At 67.9% G+C, this 18,225-nt stretch carries 2 protein-coding genes (1 of these 2 running past the window's edge); both read right to left on the bottom strand.

The genetic code is table 11. From position 1 onward, the window contains the following. Positions 1 to 1,833, bottom strand: coding sequence for an HlyD family efflux transporter periplasmic adaptor subunit (locus CAL29_RS28510; protein WP_094856242.1), 1,833 nt, complete (start codon positions 1,831 to 1,833; stop codon positions 1 to 3). Continuing rightward, positions 1,826 to 18,225: the 3' portion of a DUF4347 domain-containing protein gene (locus tag CAL29_RS28515; protein ID WP_094856243.1), read on the bottom strand. Its footprint extends 16,141 nt past the window's final position; only the last 16,400 of its 32,541 coding nucleotides appear in the window; its start codon lies beyond the right edge, outside the window; its stop codon occupies positions 1,826 to 1,828. The genes CAL29_RS28510 and CAL29_RS28515 overlap by 8 nt, the downstream gene beginning before the upstream one ends.

An 18,225-nucleotide genomic window follows, 5' to 3' on the forward strand; every position in this document is an offset into this window, starting at 1 on the left:
CTATTGGAACCAGTCCCACCACTTCAGGCGGAACCACTCGACGAAGCCGTGCGTCCAGATCCAGAAGTAGCTGCGCCGGCCGATGTCTATCTTGCCCACGCCTTCCATGCCGGGACGCAGGGCCGGCAGGGCGTCGCCGTCCAGGCGCGCCTCCAGGCGGAACACGCTCTTGCCCTCCTGCACCTGGGCCAGGGGCACCACGCGCAGGACGGTGAAGGGAATCTGGCGGTCGGGCATGGCCGCCAGCGCCACGCGGCCGGTCTGGCCGACGGCGATGTCGTCGATCTCGCGGTCGTCGACGTCCAGCCACAGGCGGTAGCGGTCCATCGGCGAGATCTTGAACAGCTCCTGGCCCCGCTTGACCGCCTCGCCCAGTTGCTGGGTGAGGTCGCCGCTGACCAGGATGCCGGCGAAGGGCGCCTTCAGCGACGCGCGCGCGATCTGTTCCCGGTAGAACTGGATCTGTGCCGACGCCTGGCGGGCCTGGGCCTGGGCGATGGCGGCGGCCGCGCTGTTGCCTTGCGCCATCGCCTCCTCGGACTGGCGACGGTATTGCACCTCCAGGTTGCCGGCGCGCAGCAGCTCCAGCTCGGTCTCGCGCGTGTCGAAGGTGGCCAGGACCTCGTCCTTGGCCACCACGTCGCCGGCGCGCCGCGGCGCGTCGCTGACGTAGCCGTCGAAGGGCGCGGCCAATGAACGCTGGATGACGCCTTGCACCGTCGCGGTGGCGGTGACGCGGAACGGGCCCGGCACCAGCACGCCGAAAAGCACCACCGCCAACAGCAGCAGCGCCAGCAGCTTGCGGCCGATATGGCGCGCGCCGAACAGGCGTCCGCACTCGCGCAGCGCGGCATCGCGCCAGCGTAGCCAGAACGGGCGCTCCTGCTGCTGGCGTTGATAGAGGATGCGTCCGACCAGCACCACGATGCTCTGGCACAGCTCGATGTCGTGGCTGTCGAAAGGACGGTCGTCGGGCCGCTCGAAGACCATGGCCCCCTGGGTCTGCGCGTCGGGCGCGAAGGGGATGGTCAACAGGCTGAGGTTGCCGAACTCGCGGCCCAGCTTCTGGTGGGCGCGCGATTGCAGCGTCCGCTCTCGGTCCTGCGGCAGGCAGACCAGGGTGTTCTGGTCTATCGCCTCGTCCATCGCCTCGGCCACGGCGTGGATCAGGTTGGTGCTCTGGGAGAACTTGCTGCTGTGCGACAGCGCGTACACGCGCGAGCGGCCATCGCGGCGCAGGCCGATGCTGACACGGTCGCAGTCCAGCCGCGTCGCCAGGTCGGTCGCCAGCGTCAGGGCCACGTCCTTGAAGCTGCCCTCCTTCAACGCCTTGGCCACGCTGTTGATGACCGTCATCAGGCGCTCGACGCTGCGCTCGCTGGCCTGGTCGGCGCTTTGCGCCAGCCATGACTCCAGGACGCCGGCGCCCCAGCGCAGCTTCTGGATCAGCGGCTCGGGCGGCTGCGGCGCGGTCTGGAAGGCGGCGACGCCGTGCAGGCGTCCCCCCAGCAGGATGGGATACGCCACCACCAGCCGCTGGCCGTCCAGGCTGACGGCCACCTCGCGGTCGGCCAGGGATTCGTTGACCGTGTCGTAGAGCGACGCGTCGGGGGCGCCGCCCTCGGGGAACCAGGCCGCCGGCTCGAAAGGCCCGGTGTCCGGCTCGCCCAGGACCAGGACGGCCTGGCGCGCGCGCGGCAACTGGCCGGCCTGCAAGGCCAGCCACGCGCCCAGGAACGCGGACTTGTCGCCGGCCGCCGACAGCGCCGACCACCACGCGAGCTCCGCGCGATTGACCAGCACCGACACGGCGGCATTGCCTGCATCATTCATCCGCGCTCACAGCCTCCACCGCCTGCCCAGCTTCCGCTGCGTCCATTGCATCCACGGCTTGCGCCGCCGCCACGCCGACCGTCGGTCCGCGCCTGCCCCCGGGCTTGCCCTTGCCCTTCGATTCCCAGGTATTGGTGCGGGAATTGAAGACCACGGTGCCCTTGCCTTGCTGGCCGTTGGCCGTGCCCAAGGCGCCGGCCAGGCCCAGCAGCGCCACGCCCGCGGCCAGCGCGGCGTGTTCGTGGCCGCCCTGCCCTGCCGTGGCGCCGGCGCCGGCGTGAGGCCGCGCGGCGGCTTTCGCCTGGGCCGATGCTTCCGGCTGGGCCGTATTGTCGGCATGTTCGGCCGCCGTGTCAGCAGGCGTTACAGGTGCTGTGGTTTTGCCGCGATTCTCCGGCGGCGCGTGGCGATGACGCACGGAGGCGGCGGTGTCCCGCGACTGGCCGCCCTCGCCGCCGCGCGGATCGTTGCGCGGCACGCTGACGGCGTCGCCGGCCACCCGCGCGCCGCCATTGGCGATGTCGTCTTCCTGCACGCCGATGACGATGTCCGGCTGGCGCGGCGTCATGCTGACCCGCGTTTCGCGCGGATCGCGGTTGCCGGCGAGCAGGGACAGCGCGCCGCGCGCGGCCCAGCCGTCGCCGGCCATGGGGCTGGCGACGCGCGGGATTTCCGGCGACTGCAGGTTCCAGTGGAAGGTGTAGAGATCCTCCAGCACGCGCGTGATCAGGTCCGGCCGGTTGCCGCCGGGGCCGAAACGCGTCAGGTTGGTGGCCACCCCGTTCTCGTTCAGCGTGATGGCCGCGTAGTCGCCCACCATGACGTCCTTGCCGAGGTTGCCGTTGAACAGGTCGCCGCCCTTGCCGCCCAGCATGATGTTGGCGCCGGAACCGGCCCACAGCGTATCGTCGTCGCCGTAGGCGATATCGGTGGTGGCGATCAGGCGCGGCAGGTCGTCGACGAACTGCACCATGCCGTTGTCGCCCAGCATGATGTTGTCGCCCGCGCCGCTCTCCAGGTAGTCGCTGCCCTGCCCGCCTATCATCACGCCGGCGCCGTTGTTGTACAGCCTGTCGTTGCCGCCGGTGGCCGGGGAGAAGGACTGGAACAGCGCGATATGGCCGTTGGGGGTGTAGCTGGCCTGCGCGGCGTCGCCGGCGATGAGGTTGTAGCCCCCCGCGCCGGTGGCGCGGATGACGTCGTCGCCCATGCCGCCGAACAGCACGTTGCGGCCGCCGCCCACCGTGATGGTGTTCACGCCGCCGGCCGACGGCAGGTCTATCGTGGACAGCGCCACGAGGCCCGCCCCGGACAGGTAGCGTACATTGCCGCCGGGCGCCGCGCTGTCGATGAAATCGCCACGGTCGCGCAGCCAGTTGACCGGCGCCGCCGTGACGATCTGGCCGTAGTTGGCAAAAACGATGTTGTTGCCGTCCAGCGCGTCGATGGCGTTGTTGCCGACCGCCAGGCGATCCGCCGCGGCGCCGACCGCCGCCTGCGCGGCCGCCGCCGGCGTCAGCACCAGGGTCAGCGAACGCAGCGACTGCTGGTCCACGCTGGCGCCGCGCGCGCTCATGTCCATCGGCGTGCCCAGATCGATGTTCAGGCCCGCGTTGCCGAAGACGATGTTCTCGCCCTGCCCGGCATGGATGACGTTGCTGCCGCCGCCCCCGGCGATCAGATCATTGCCCGAGCCGCCGACGATGACGTCGTTGCCCGCGCCGCCGTACAGGATGACGCCCTGCGTGGTGGCGCCGGCGTCCAGCGTGTTGTTGCCGGTGTTGCCGAAGTGCAGCGCCTGGCCGGCGACGCGCTGGCCGGGGGTGGCGGTGTAGTAGGCATCGTCCTGGCTGGTCGAGCCGAACAACAGCACGGGCCGGTCGGCGCCGCCCACGGTGTCGCCCTGCGCGATCAGCAGGTTGTCGCCGCCGCCGCCCTGCACCAGGGTGACGGTGCCCACGGGCGCGTGCTTGACCGTGTAGACGTCGTTACCCGTGCCCAGCATGGTGTTGACCGACTCCACGCCGTGGAAGACCACGCCCTGGTCGTACACGTGGGAGGTGCCCCCGTGGCCGGTCTGGGTGACGGTTCCCGCGGCCGTGTCCAGGCCCTGCGTCATGCCCAATCCGGTCAGCCAGCCGAAGTCGGCCGCCCGCGGATCGTTGTAGACCTGGCCCAGGCCGTCGGTGCTGCGCGCCTGGCTCTGCATGCCGGCCTGGCCCACGGCGGTGCCGTCGTCGAACACGCGGACGCGGTCGTTGGTGGCCGTCGCCGTGGGGGTGCCGGTGGCGCGCGGCGCCAGCGTGCCGTCGGTTTCGGACGGCAGGTGGACGGCCTGGTGCAGCACGCCGTCGTAGTCCGGCTTGTCGAGCACGTCGCCTTCGATCAGCAGGCCGCCCTGGATGCCCGAGACGTCGTGCGCCTGGTCGGGGTAGTTGGCGTAGCTGATGCCGGTGACGGGATCGACGACGATGCCGGCCTGGTCGGCGGCGCGCGGCGAGCGCACCTTGTCGACGTCGTTGGCCGGCCCCGCGTAGGCCGGGTCGGCGACCGGGATGACGATGGGCGCCAGGGCCACGTCGCGCAGGCCGGGCAAGGTGGTGAAGAGCGAGGCGGACAGGTGCAGGTCCATGCCGGCAAGGTCCACCGCCGGCAGACCGGCGCCGGCGCCGTTGTCGACCTTGACCAGCACCTGCTGCGTGGCCGTCCAGGCCTGGGCTCCGGTGCCGTTGGCATCGAAGGTCAGGACCACGCTCTGATGCCAGGTCAGGCCGCCGTCGGTGGACAGCAGCAGGCCGCGGCCGTCCAGGCTGTCGAGCGCCTGGGCCAGCGTGCTGCTGGCCGGCAGGCCCGCGCCTTGGGTCAGCGAGCCGTACAGGGCCGACGATAGCATCGCGCTGGTCAGCGACACGTAGGCCTGGCCGCTGGCCGGTTGCGGCATGACGCGGCTGTCCAGGCTCACGGACAGGGACAGGCTGTTGCTGCCGTCGCCGTTCAGTTGGCCGGACTGTTGGGCGATGGCCACCGGGACCGCATCGTCGCGCACGTCGCGCGACGCCGAGCGGCCGGAGACGATGGTGTCCGGGGCGACGTCGGCCGCCAGGTCGAAGGTGTCGCTGTCGCGGCCGCCGATCAGGGTGGTGATGGCGTTGCTGCGGGTGGACAGCACGTAGATGTGGTCGTTGCCTTCGCGCGCATCCAGGTTGACGCGCTGGATGTTCTGGTAGGCGGTGTTCAGGCCGGCGCCACGGATGCCTTCCTGCGTGACCGTGAAGTCATCGTCGTCTTCCGAACCCAGCGTGGTGTAGGTGTTGACGCCGCCGCCGCCGTCGATGGAGACGGGACCGTCGATCACGTAGTCGCGGCCGCCGCCGGCATTGGCGGCGGCTTGCTTGAACGCGTAGACCATGAACTGGTCGTCGGCATTGCCGCCGTACAGGGCCAGGGGAGCGGCGTTGCTGTAGACGCGGAAGATGTTTTCGCCGTTGGCCGCGCCGTGGATGGTCGTGGCGTAGCTGTTGCCGCGCGACAGATAGCCTTGCGTGGTCAGCGTCGTGTCCACCGCGTCGCCCAGGGCGACGTTGGGGAACAGCGGCGCTTGCGCATACAACTGGCCGATCTGGAACTCGTTGTGCTTGGACGGATCGCTGCCCAGGCCGGCATCGATCGTCACGGTGGTGCTGCTGTCGTCCAGGTAGAAGCGGTTGCCGCCGTCGACAGCGTTCAGGCGCAGGCCGCCGGTCGTCGTGCGATCGTAGTTGATGCGCTGGACGGCCGCATCGTAGGCGCCGCTCGCGCCGTCCGGGGTGATCAGCGCGACGAAGTGCTCGCGCAGCAGGAAGGTCTGGTCCTGGGCGTTGCCGTTGATGATCAGCGTGTTGACGTCGGCCAGGTTCTCCGCGCCGTGGTCGTCCGTGTCGTGCACGTTGACGTCGATCGAGGTGAGCTGGCTGTTGAGGTTGACGATGACGCGATCGTTGCCGGCGCCGCCGTCGACGTCGACGGTGTCCGGCTGGCCGGCAACGGCCTGCTGGCTGGTCAGGGACGGTAGCTGGTCGAGAATGATGAGGTCGTCGCCGGCGTTGCCGTGCAGGGTGACGTGGCCGGCCAGGGCGCGCGCCGACAGGTAGATGTAGTCGTCGCCCGTGCCGCCGGCGACATCGGCGCCTGCCCGCAGGATGATGCGTTCGATGCGGACGATGTCGCCGCCCGCGCCGCTGTCCACCGTCAGGCGGCCGTCCATTTCGGAGTCGCTGACGGTGATCAGGTCGGCGCCGTTGCCGGTGATGATGGCGCTGGTGGCGTTGACGAGCACGCGGGTCAGGGTGACCGTATCGCGGGCGCCGGCGTCGCCGGACTGGATGGCCAGCGCGCCGACGATGTGGGTATCGACGAGGGCGATGACGTCGTCGCCGCTGCCGGTGACGATGCGGGTGTCCGCCGTCACCTTGACGGTGTCCAGGTTGACGGCGTTGTTGCCGTTGCCGGCATCGATCGCCAGCGTGCCCGTGCCTGTCACGCGCAGCAGCGAGATTTCGTCGTTGCCTGTGCCGGATGTGATTCCGGTGTCGCCGCCGATGGTGACGTCGGCCAGCGAGACGCTGTCCAGCGTGGCGGCATCGCCGGTGGCGATGGTCAACGCGCCGGTCAGGCCGGAGTTGACGAGCTTGATAACATCGTCGCCCATGCCGGTGGCGATGCGGGTGTCCAGCGTCACATTGACGGTGTCCAGGCTGACGGTGTTGTTGCCGTTGCCGGCATCGATCGTCAGTGCGCCCGTGCCCGTCACGCGCAGCAGCGCGATTTCATCGTCGCCCGTGCCGGACGTGATTTCCGTGTCACCGCCGATGGTGACGTCGGTCAGCGAGACGCTGTCCAGCGTCGCCGCGTCGCCGGTGGCGATGGTCAGCGCGCCGGTCAGGCCGGAGTTGACGAGCTTGACGACGTCGTCGCCCGTGCCAGTGGTGATACGGGTGTCCAGCGTCACATTGACGGTGTCCAGGCTGACGGTGTTGTTGCCGTTGCCGGCATCGACGGTCAGTGCTCCCGTGCCCGTCACGCGCAGCAGCGAGATTTCGTCGTTGCCCGTGCCGGACGTGATTCCGGTGTCGCCGCCGATGGTGACGTCGGTCAGCGAGACGCTGTCCAGCGTGGAGGCATCACCGGTGGCGATGGTCAGCGTGCCAGTCAGGTCGGTGCTGACCAGCTTGACGACGTCGTCGCCCGTGCCGGTGGTGATGCGGGTGTCGAGCGTCACATTGACCGTATCCAGCGTGACGGCGTTGCCGCCGTCGCCGGCATCCACCGTCAAGCCGCCGGAAATGGTGCTATCGGTGACCTTGACGATATCGGCGCCGCTGCCGCCGGCGATCCCCAGATTGCCGGCCACCGGCGTGGCGTTCACGGACACCGTGTTGGCGCCCTCGCCCGCGTCGATCGTGATGGAGCCGGTCGACGAGGTCGTGTCGAACGTCACTTCGTCATCGCCGTCCAGCGTGTTCACGATGAAATTCGTCGTGTCCAGCGTGAGGGCATACACCTTCACCGTGTCCACGTCGGTCCCGCCGGTCACGGTGACCGAGGTTCCTTGCGTCAGCCCCGCGGCCGAGTCCAAGCCGCCCCCGATCTCGGCGGTATTGGCGAAGGTGATCGTATTCCCGTTGCTGACGCTGCCGTCGATGAACATCTCCGGCGCCAGCAGGCGGCCTTCGATGGCGATCGTGCTGGCCTTGCCGTAGCCGTTCGCGCCCGACCGGTCATCCCGATCGCTGCGCAGGTAGAGCTGCTGTCCCGCCTGCGCCACCGACCCGAAGGCCTGGCTGACATTGTTGCCCGCCAGCAGGCTCAACGTCCCCGTCACGCCGATGAGCGAGCTCGCCGACAGGACGATATCGCCCGTGGCGCCGTTCGCCGCCGCGGCGGCGTCGTAACGCGCCACCAGCCACGCATTGCGCGCGTTCACGGTGCCCACGTTCAGCACCAGCGACTGCGAGACCCCCGCGGCCCCGGCGACGTCCAGCGCGCTGGCCACCTGCACCAGCGCGGCATCTTCCGCGGCCGTGACGTTGATGGTCGCATCGCTACCCACCGCCGCCACCACCAGCGCGTCGTTCGTGGACAGCCCATCGACCTGCGCCTGCCCATACCCCCCCACCGACTTCCCAGCGGTGAAGTACAGGCTGCCGCCTGTCACCACCGGATCGGTGCGATCCGCCGAAATCCCCGCCTGCGACGTCTTGTCATTGACGATGCTCGATGCGCTGGACAGATGAATCTCGTCCCGCGTGCGCGACTCGATCTGCGCCAGCGCGAGATCATGCGTGCCGACCTGGCTCAGGTAGATTCCTTCCTTGGCCGACACCCTCAGCCAGCCCGACAGGTCCGTCAGCAGCGCGTCGCCCGCGATCCCGACCGTGTGATTCGTGGTTTCGAGATAGGCATTCCCCGCCACCAGCGCGGCCGCGCCGCCCGTCGAGCCGTTCAGCAAGCTGTCCGTCGCATAGAGGCGCACGTCGCCGCGGCTGCCCGCCACGCCGCTCGTATCGATCGTCCCCACCCGCAGCGAGTTGAAGCTCCAGAGATTCACCCCGCCCGCCGCGTACGCGCTGACGGTCGCCAGCGTATCCAGCGGCGCCACGCGGATCAACAGCGGCGTGCCGACCTGCGTCAGGTCCGCGTCCAGCTTGCCCACCGTCGTGCCGGCCTTCAGGACGATCTGGCGCGTATAGCCCAGCGCGTCCAGGTCAGCCTGGCTCATATCGGACAACACCACGTTGGCGTACTGCCTCTGGTTCTCCGGCGTGTTGTTCAGGATGGCCCCACCCGCTTCCAGCGTCAGGTTGCCGGCCGCCGAAATCTGGCCCACCAGCAGGTCGGCGCCCGCCTTGAACAGCGACGGCGCGGCGTCCGTTCCCGTCATCGTCGCCAGCACGACGTTCAGGTCCACGGTCCCTTGCTGCTCGACCCGGGCGATGCCGCCCGCCTCGACGTACAGCGCATGGCCCTCGCTCAGCTTCAACTGCAGGTTCTTGCCGGGCGCGGCCTGATAGACGCCATCGGCGTCCTGAGCGCCGCCGACCACATTGCCCTTGGCCACCAGGCTGACCTGGCCGCTGCTCTCGATCGTGCCCGCATCGGTGCCGATGATGGAAGCGCCCTGCCCCGACGCGTCGATGCTGATATAGCCCGCCGCGTGGATGTCGCCCAGGCGGATATCGCCGTTGGGCGAATCCAGCCCCACGGTGGTGTCGCTGTACGCGGACACCACGCCGTGATCGGCTTCGACCGCCAGCGAGCGCGTCAGCCGCAGCGTCAGGTAGCGCGGATCGCGGATGTCGCCGATCAGCATGCCCGAACTCAGGTCTTGCGCGCTGTCGCCGTCGTGACTGGTATAGGGCACGTCCACCTTGGCGAACACCGCGTCGCGGAAACCGCTGCCGATATCGATGACCTGCATGCCGCTGGCCCGCGCCTGCGCGACGGCCGTCGCCTGGTCGATCTTGTCCTGCGCCGAGACGGCCAGCTTGCTGTTGTACACGTAGACGTCGCGCGTCGTCTCGTACAGGTTGAAGTCGTCGGAGAAGAGGAACTGCACCAGCGAGCCGCTTGCCAGGCTCTCGCCCTTCAGCAGCGCGGCATCGCTGGAGAAGACCGGGTTCACCGCCTGCCACAGGCTCGTGTCGCTGAAGTCGATGGCGTTGCGGTCCAGGCTCACCGACCCGTCCGGACCGATGTACTCGTAGAGCGTGTGGTAGACACCCGCCAGGTTCACCGCGTTGGCGCGTGAAATCACCGCCTGGTCGGCTTCCGACAGATAGTTGAACGCATTGGCGCGGTCGGCATCGGAGAGCGTCTGGGTCAGGTCCGGCAGCTTCAGCGTGTAGTCGCCCAGCGACGCGCCTATGGTGCCCGCGCCCGTGGTGGTCAGCTTGATGTCCTTGCCGGCCTTGATGTTGAGGAAGCGGTCGGACGAGGCAGCGCCGTTGGAATCCGCCTGCACGCCGAACACCGTCTCGTTGATCGCGGCCGAAACCGGATACAGCAGGTTGTTGGCGATGTCGCCGAGGGCGGCGCCATTGATGTAGACGAACCTGGCCGGATCGTAGGAAGACCCGTAAGCCCCGATCTCGGCGGCGGTCTGCGCGGGCGCGTCGGCCTTGGCCGTATAGACCCGCGTGTAGGCCGTCACGGAGGCGCCGTTCAGGCTGGAGGCGTCGAAGGCGACCGTCACGGGCTCGCCCAGCGCGGGATACAGCTTCAGCAGGTCGCCGTTCTGCGCGTCGCCGGTCTGGTACAGCATGGCGTCGGCCAGGGTCGCCGCCAGACGGATGGTGCCGTCGGCGGACACGATGGCATAGTAGGCCGTGTTGGCCTGGATGGCGCCGACCGAATAGTTGAACAGGATCTGGTCGCCGGTGCGCAGCGCGCGCAACGTGCCCGTGCCGTCGTCGACGATGTTCATGTTCGCCAGCCTGAAGCTGCCGTCGGCAACATTGGTCAGGCCGGAATTCACCGAGCTGTTGGTCACGTCGACACGCTGGGTCCAGTAGTCTTGGTACTCGACTGTCTCGGCGACTTCCTTCGCGACGACGTAGTCATAGACCGGCTGGTTGCGCACCGACTTGACCACGTTGCCCGCCGCGGTCGCGTCCAGCACCGGCGGCAGGTAGTCGGGATCGTAGGCCTGGTCCTTGTACTGCTGATCCAGGGCCTGCATCTGCGTGCTCAGGCCGGCCACGTTGGCGGCGGCGGCGGTGGTGAACACATGGGTGGACACCGTGAAATTACTGGACAGGTTGGCGACGCTGAAGCCGGTCACCATCTGCGGCACCAGGCCCTGATCGGTGAACAGCGTCTTGGCCAGCGCCTGGCCGTCCGCCGTCTTGTTCAATTCCTGGATCTGCTTGTACAGCACCGCGTCCGCCCGGGTGGCGAACAACTGGATGCTCTTGGTGGCACTGTCGACCAGCACGTAGTAGGCCACGTTGTTCTGCAGGCTGACGAACTGGCCCGAGACCGGCGTCACGTCATTCAGGTAGACGCGATCGTAGTCCTGGAGGTCGCGGTAGGACGTAACGTTGCCCGACGCATCGGTCACCGGGACGATATCCAGCGTCGTCAGCGTGATGTGGTCGGGGGAATTCGCCGCCACGTGGGCGCCGCTGGCCGCGGCATCCAGCAGCTTCACGGTGACCGCGCCCAGCGACGTGCCGGCGGCCTGGAAAAGCTGGTCCACCGTCAGGGTGGCGCCGTTCGTGCCGAAGACGCCGTCGGCCGTCGCCGATAGCGTGACCGTGCGGCCGGAGATGGTCTTGATGTAGTACACCAGCACCTGGGCGGAATTGGTGAAGCTGAGCTCCACCCGCTGGCCCAGGCTCAAGGCGTCGGTGCCGGCGATCTGCAAGGCCACGTTGCCCGCCTGGGTCAGCGTCTGCTGCACGAAGCCCTTGTCCTGCAGGCGGATGCCCGCATCCACCGTCATGCCCGTGATGTCGGGGGTGTAGGTCCCGGTGGAGCCCACGCCATAGACGTCGGTGTTCCTGAAGACGTTCATGTCCTTCAGGGCCTGCTCTTCCGCATAGACGCTGCCGCTGAAGGTGATCTTGCCGGAGAGCCATGCGCTGTCCGGACTGCTGCTCGTCAACGCATTGCCCTGGGCGTCCGTGATGGTCAGGATGCTGAGCATGCCGTTGTCGTACACGCCCAGGTCGTGGCCGGTCAGGGTCTGGCCGTCGCGGGTCAGGTACAGGTCCAGGCCGGTCAGCGAGATGTTCGCGCCCTGCGTGAGCAGCGCCTTCAACTGATTCATCATCTGCAGCTTGGCGTCGGCGCTCAGCGTCGACGACGACAGGTCCCAACTGAAACCGTCGCCCAGGCTGACGTAGGTCGTGTAGGTCGAGGAGGATTCGTTATAGCTGTAGAACGGCAGCACCCCGCCGAAGGACCAGCCCCAGTACCAGCTCGGCGTGTCCTGCGTGAGCGTGCCGCCCCGCAGCGCCTCGGCGGAGAAGCTCGTCTGGAACGTGTAGGTGATCTTGCCCGCGTTCGCGCTGTCGGCCTTGCTCAGGCCGGTCAGGCCGTAACGCAGCTCCGCCGGCAGCAGGTCGGACGTGTCCGTGCCGTCGCCGGCGCGGATCGCATAGTTCTTCCTGGCGATGGCCGCGCCGTCGAAGGCCACCTTCAGGTAGGCGCCCGTACGGTCGCTCATCGAACCGAAGTCGCTGCCGTCGGCCTTGACCAGGCTGATGGCCGTGATGGTGCGCGTATAGGAAACGCCGTCGATGGTGAAGGCCAGCTTGGTGCCGACGATGCCATGGCCCACGTCCTGCATCCACGCGTCATAGTCGGCCACCGTGGAGAACGAGCCCACGGACCAGCCGAGCGAGTCGCCGGCCAGCATCAGCACGTTGTCGGTCACGGTGGTTTCGATGACGGACTCGGCCCCCGTCGTCGCCGTGAGCTTGGCGTACAGGCTGCCGTCGCCGGTGTCGATCTTGGCGCCCGGATGGTCGGCGTTGTAGTTGTCGATGGCGTCGATGACGGTCGACGTGATGTCGCGCGTCGTGGTGGTGGCGTCATCCGACGCCGAACTCGCGCGCACGGCCGGCTCGACCGTATCGACCGTCGCCGTGTTGCTGCCCAGGGCGAGCTGGGTGCCGTCGTCCCGCTGAAGGACGAGGTTCAGTTGCTTGTGCCCCGATGCATCCAGGACGGTGAGATCGCCGACGTAGGGCGACTTCAAGGTGATCAGGACGGTGTTGAAGCTGGACTGGCCGAACCAGCCCCCCGCGCCCTGGACCGGCGAAATCGATTCGATGGCCAGCTTCTGGCCGCCCACGATCACGTAGTCGTACGTGCGCAGCGCGGTCAGGACGTTCTGGTAGGCATTGGCGTCGAACAGGGAACCGTTCGCCAGGCTGGCCAGCGTGCTGTCGTCGAAGGTCAGTTGCAGCGTGTTGGAGCCCTGCTGGGTCGTCGCGCCCGCCGGCACGGTGAAGGACACCGGCAGGCTGGTGCTGGAGGTATCCCCGCCCTGGGCCAGCGCGTACACCGGCCCGTAGAGCACGCCCTGGCTGCCCAGCGTATAGCCGATGGCGCCCAGGTCGCTCAGCGCGGTGGCCTGGCCGGTCGCCGGATCGTAGAGGGTGAACGAGAAACGGTAGGAGCCGTCCGCGGCCTTCGTGGCCAGCGTCAGGTAACCCAGCACCTCCTTGCGCGTGCCGTTGTCGAGACTATCGTTATAGGCCAGGCGCACCAGTTGATGCCCCGTCACCGACGCCGCGAGGCTGCTCGCGTACTGGGCGTCGGTCATCGGCACCGTCAGGTACTTGCCGCCGTCGTTGGCGGTGGTGAGATAGGTGCCGCTGCCGCTCAGGGTGACGGTCGCCATCTGTAGCGAACGCACGCCCGACCAGTAGCTGTCGTAGGCCGCGAGCTGGTTGTCCAGGCCGGACACGATCTGCGCCGTGACTTCCGGATAGGCCTTCTCGGTGGCCGTGCGCGTATCGGCAAGTTCGCCGTCCAGCAGGGAGCCGCCGTTCAGGGTCAGGGTGACGCCGCCCAGCTCGGAATACACCGACGCCTGCGGGCTCGACCACGACGTGGGCTTGACCAGCACCAGGTCGGCGTTGATGGCCGACTGGGACACGTAGATGCTCTTGTCGAGCCCGGCCAGCGCGGCCGCGCCGGTGGACAGGCCGGCCTGCGCCGCGAAGCCCTGGCGCGCATTGATGGTCAGCGCCTGGGCCGACGTGCCGATGGCGCCGTAGCCGGCGTTCAGCTCGATCCGGTTGCCGGCCACCGCGACCGGCGGCGTCGTGCCCGTGTTGGCATTGAAGATGCCGTCCATGGCGCTGACGTAGACGTTGCCCGAGGACGAGGCCACGTTCTTCAGATACAGCCAGGAGCTCGTGCCGCCGTCCGAGAAGGCGGTGAGCGTGATGTCGTTGCGCGCCGTGGCGCTGGTGGCGCCGTGCGACCCCATCAGGTTCAACGCGATGGCGCCGCCGTTGGCGACCGCGCTTACGTTGAGGTTCGCATCCGCCGCCGCCGGCATGTTGCCGTCGGCGCCGCGCGCCATGATGCCCGCGTTGCCCGCCATGGTGATATTGGCGGCGCCGGCGACCGAATTGGCCTCCAGGTAGACGCTCTTGCCATTGCCCACGATCAGGTTGCCGACGATGGAAACACTGCTGTTGCTACGGATGTAGATGGCGTTGGCCGCCGTGCTGGAGCCGAGGAAATCGACCGTGATCGGCTGCGAGGCCGGCACGTAGAAAGTGAAGAGTTCCTGCTGCTTCTTCTGCACCACCTGCGTCAGCGTGGTGGTCTTGTAGCGCAGCCAGCCGCCGCCCGAGGTATGCGGACCGTCGTTGCTCACGACCACGCCGGTATTGACCTTCTGGTAGGCCACGGTGAACTGCGTGGGGTCGATGGCCGTGCCGCCGCTGGCCTGCAGCGTGTAGTGCTGCCCGTCCGGGCCGACGATGTCGCCGGCGTCATCCTTCACCAGGGTCTGGGTGCCGCTGCCCAGCACCGTGCCGGGGACGACGGAAGCCTGCTGCTGCGCGCCCGTCATCTCGGACTGCAACACCGACGGGATGTCGCCGAGCTTGTCATAGGCGACCACCGTCGACACCAGCACCGGGCGCGGCGTCTCCATGACGGTGACGGGGCCGGTCTTGGTGGTGTTGCTGTTGGTGAGCCAGCCGAGCGGGTCGACGCCGTCGCCGATGAGGTTCAACTGCTTGGTGGTGTAGGTCGTGGTGGTGGTTTCGCCGGAGCTCCAGCCCATCACCCACACCATGACCTGGCCCGCTTGCGGGGTGTACGAGAAGCTGGTCGTGCCCCCGGCGGTCAGCGTCTTGCTCTCCGTCCGCAGCCCGGCTTCGCTCAGGTTCCCGCTGCCGTCCTTGTACTTCCAGACGTAGTCCGGCCCCGTGCCGGCATCGGTCACCTGCACGAAGGCGTTCCAGACCGTGTGCACGACCTGGTCTGTGCCGTCCAGTTCATAGACGTCCTTCTGGCCGCGCGCCGTATCGATGATCTGGATGCGTCCCTTGCGATAGGTGCTGACGTCGATGTCGTGCACGATCAACGCATAGGTCGACTGGTTGTCGATGTGCACCGAGGGGTAGCCGTTGGCGACGATGAGGTCGCCGTTGCCCACGGAAACGATCTGCCCCGTCAGCGAGATGCTGCCGCCGGCCAGGCGCACCGGGTCCAGCACGATGCTCTGCGTGGCGTAGTCGAAATAGCCCGTGATGCCGCCGTAGCGCGTCACGCTGCCGTCGGCGCTGTAGGACACGCCGCTGATGGCGTAGCCGTTGGCGTCCTGCAACTGCTTGGTCTGATCGCCCTTGAAGGAACTGCTGATGCTGAGGTAGGCGTCGGTGATGCCGCTCTGGATCTTGCCGTCGATGTTCAGGGTCAGCGCGGAAATGTTGATCGCGCCGAGCGCGAAGATGCGCGAGTCGCGCGCCTGGGCATTCTGGTTCAGGTAGGTCGCGAACGAGTTCAGCGTCGTCGAGTTCCAACTAAGCAGCGCGTTGGACAACTGGTCGCTGACGCCCGTGCTCTTGGCGCCGCTCTTCAACTGGCTGATGACGTCGGCCCAGCTATCGTTCAGCAGCGTGGGATCGGTGCCGGTGTTGTACCAGCCGTCGCTCATCAGGCTGAAATTGCCCTTGGCGGCGATGTCCAGGCTCTCGGCGTCGATGCTGCCGGTGACGTTGATGCTGCCCAGCGAGTTCGAGATGCCGACGTGGCCCAGCGGATTGACCACCGCGCCCACCAGGCTCAGGTCCACCGGCGCGTTCTGCAACAAGGCGACCATCCCGGCGTCGAGCGCGCCGCCGTAGGGATCGGCGCTCCAGCCGCTCTTGAACTGGCTGATGGTGATGTCGGCCGTGTCGGCGCCCGCGGCGCCGCGCACGGCGGCGTCGTTCACGTAGACGAAACCCGACTTGAAGACCTTCAACTGGCCGTCCGTGCCCGGGCGGATGATGGTGCCGTCCAGCACCACCGCGTCGTTCACGTTCATCAGCAGCGGCGAGTCGTTGACGATATTGATCTGCGTGTTGGCGCGCGCCTGGATGTTGCCGTCCAGCGCATGCTGGGTGTTGGTGGCGTTCACATAGACCGAACCGCCGGCCGCGTACAGATTGGGCACGTCCAGGAAGAAGGTGCTGAACGACGTCAGGTACGTCAGCGTCCCGTCCGTGCTCACCTGGGCCATCTGGATGCTTTGCAACTGCTGCTGCAACGCCGCGATGTTGGCGTCATAGCGCGCCACGGCGGCCGCATCCGAGATGTGCTCGGACTTCATCTGCGTCAGTGTGCGGATCTGGTCGCTGATGATGTTGGACTGGTTGGCGTACAGCAGGGTCGGACGGCCGATGTCCACCGTCTTCAGGATGTAATAGGTCCCGCCGATGTTGGTCATCGCCGTGGCGCCGAAATCGGAGGGCAGCGCATCGGCCTTCTGGTCGTCGGTGGGCTGGATCCTCACCCAGCGCGCCGTATTGCTGTAATTCTCGGTGGCCAGGTTCAGGTTGCTGCTGGCCGTCTGGTTGTAGTAGTAATAATTACCCTTGTCGCTGATGACCATGCCGGTCGTGACGTTGACGAGCACGTCGGAAGCCTGGAAGGCGGTCAGCTCATACCTGACGTCGATGTTGACGGTGCCGGACGCGCCGTCCGTGCTGGTCTTGCCCGCGCCCAGCAGGGCTTCGAGGATGCGCTTGACGACATCCGAATTGGCGTCGTAGGTCACCGTCGGATTGGCCGTCGTGGGCAGCGTCACGCCGCCGACGGTCGTCAGCAGGTCGGCCGGGATCACGAACAGGTTGGACGCGTTGTTCGTGCCGGCGATGATCTGCGTGGCCGTGCTGGTGCTGACCGTGTTGCCGCTGGTGTCGACCACCCCGGACGCCAGGTCGACGCTGGGATTCAGGTTCAGGCCGATGACCTGCACCGAGCCGTTCACGTGGGCCTGGTCGAGCGTGGCGGGGTTGGCCTCCATGCGCACGTTGCGCTGGGCCTTCAACAGCGAGCCGCTGCTGCTGACGCCGTCGATGACGATGGTGTTGACCTGCCTGGCCTTGGCGCCGCTGTCCACCACCGGCACGACGCCGATGCCGACCAGCGTCAGGGAGACGTTGTCGTTGGCCAGCAGATAGCCGGTCGGGGCCGCGTCCGCGGCCGCGCCGCTGCCCGCCAGCAGGATGATGCTGTCGCCCTCGATGGAGGAGTTGTCCACCGCCACCGAGTTGTTCACCGTCAGGTTGTTGTTGCTGGCCGACTTGCTGGCCGAGGCCACCGACACCACCAGCATGTCGCTCATGGTCGTGGTGACGCCGAGGGTGATCGTCCCCACCATCACGTCGCCGAAGGTGTTCTTGACGAAGGCGCCGTCCAGGCCCACCTTGGCCAGCGTGCCGTCGGTGCTCAGCTTGTTGGTGGAGAGCGTGACGGCCAGGCCGGATACGCCCTTGATCTTGTTGCTCGACGTGTAGATGATGTCGTTGGCGGCAACCAGGTTCAGCGTCGCGGGCGTGTCGTAGTCGCCCGTCGCCAGCACCACGGTCATGCCGGCGCTGTCGATGGTCGAACCGCCGTTGCGGCTGCCGTTGACGTTGATCGCCGACTGCGGCGTGATGTCGACCGTCTGCGAACTGGCGTCGACGTTGGCGACGGACACCGAGAAGCTGCTCAGCTCGGAGGTCCCGCGCACGGTGTTGTACGTGCGGATGTCCAGCTTGTTGCCGGTCACGTGGGCGCCGCCGTCGATGGTGATGACGGACGAGCCGCCGATCTCCACGACCACCGACCCCTTGCGTCCCGACACGCCGGCTATCGTGCCGGCGTCCATGTTGGCGTCAGTGTACAGGTCCTGGTCGGCGCCGATGCTCACCGCCGTGCCGGTAATGCGGGCGCCGTTGGTGACGGTGACGCCGGAATCCAGCTTCGTCGTCAACGCCGCCGTGTCCGCCTGCACCGTGCCCAGCCCGACCTCGAGCGAGCGCGAATCCACAGTCAGGCCCGCCTGGCCGTTGCGGTCGGTCTTGGAGGACGTGCTGACGTTGATCAGGTCGGCCTGTAGCGCGGCGTTGTCCACGCGCGCCTTCAGCGAGCCTTCCAGCGTCGTCTCCGCGCGCATCACGCCGACGTTGACCACGCCCAGGGTGATGGACTTCGCGGCCGCCTGGCCGTAGTAGGTGCCCAGCGCCTGGACGTTGACCACGCCCGGCGTCACGGAACCGTCGAGATTGGTGGTCGTCGGGCCTTGCAGCGAGGCGCCGCCCACGGCTTCCGCCAGGGTCGCCGTGGCAATGTCCACCACGGCCTTGTTCACGTTCACCGACAGGCCGGTGGTGGCCGCCACGCCGGCGG

This window comes from Bordetella genomosp. 10 (genome assembly GCF_002261225.1).
Classification (GTDB): Bacteria; Pseudomonadota; Gammaproteobacteria; order Burkholderiales; family Burkholderiaceae_B; genus Bordetella_C.

Coding starts and splice junctions, on each gene's coding strand:
- CAL29_RS28510 (WP_094856242.1), bottom strand. CDS start 1,833: ATGAATGATGCAGGCAATGCCGCCGTGTCGGTGCTGGTCAATCGCGCG.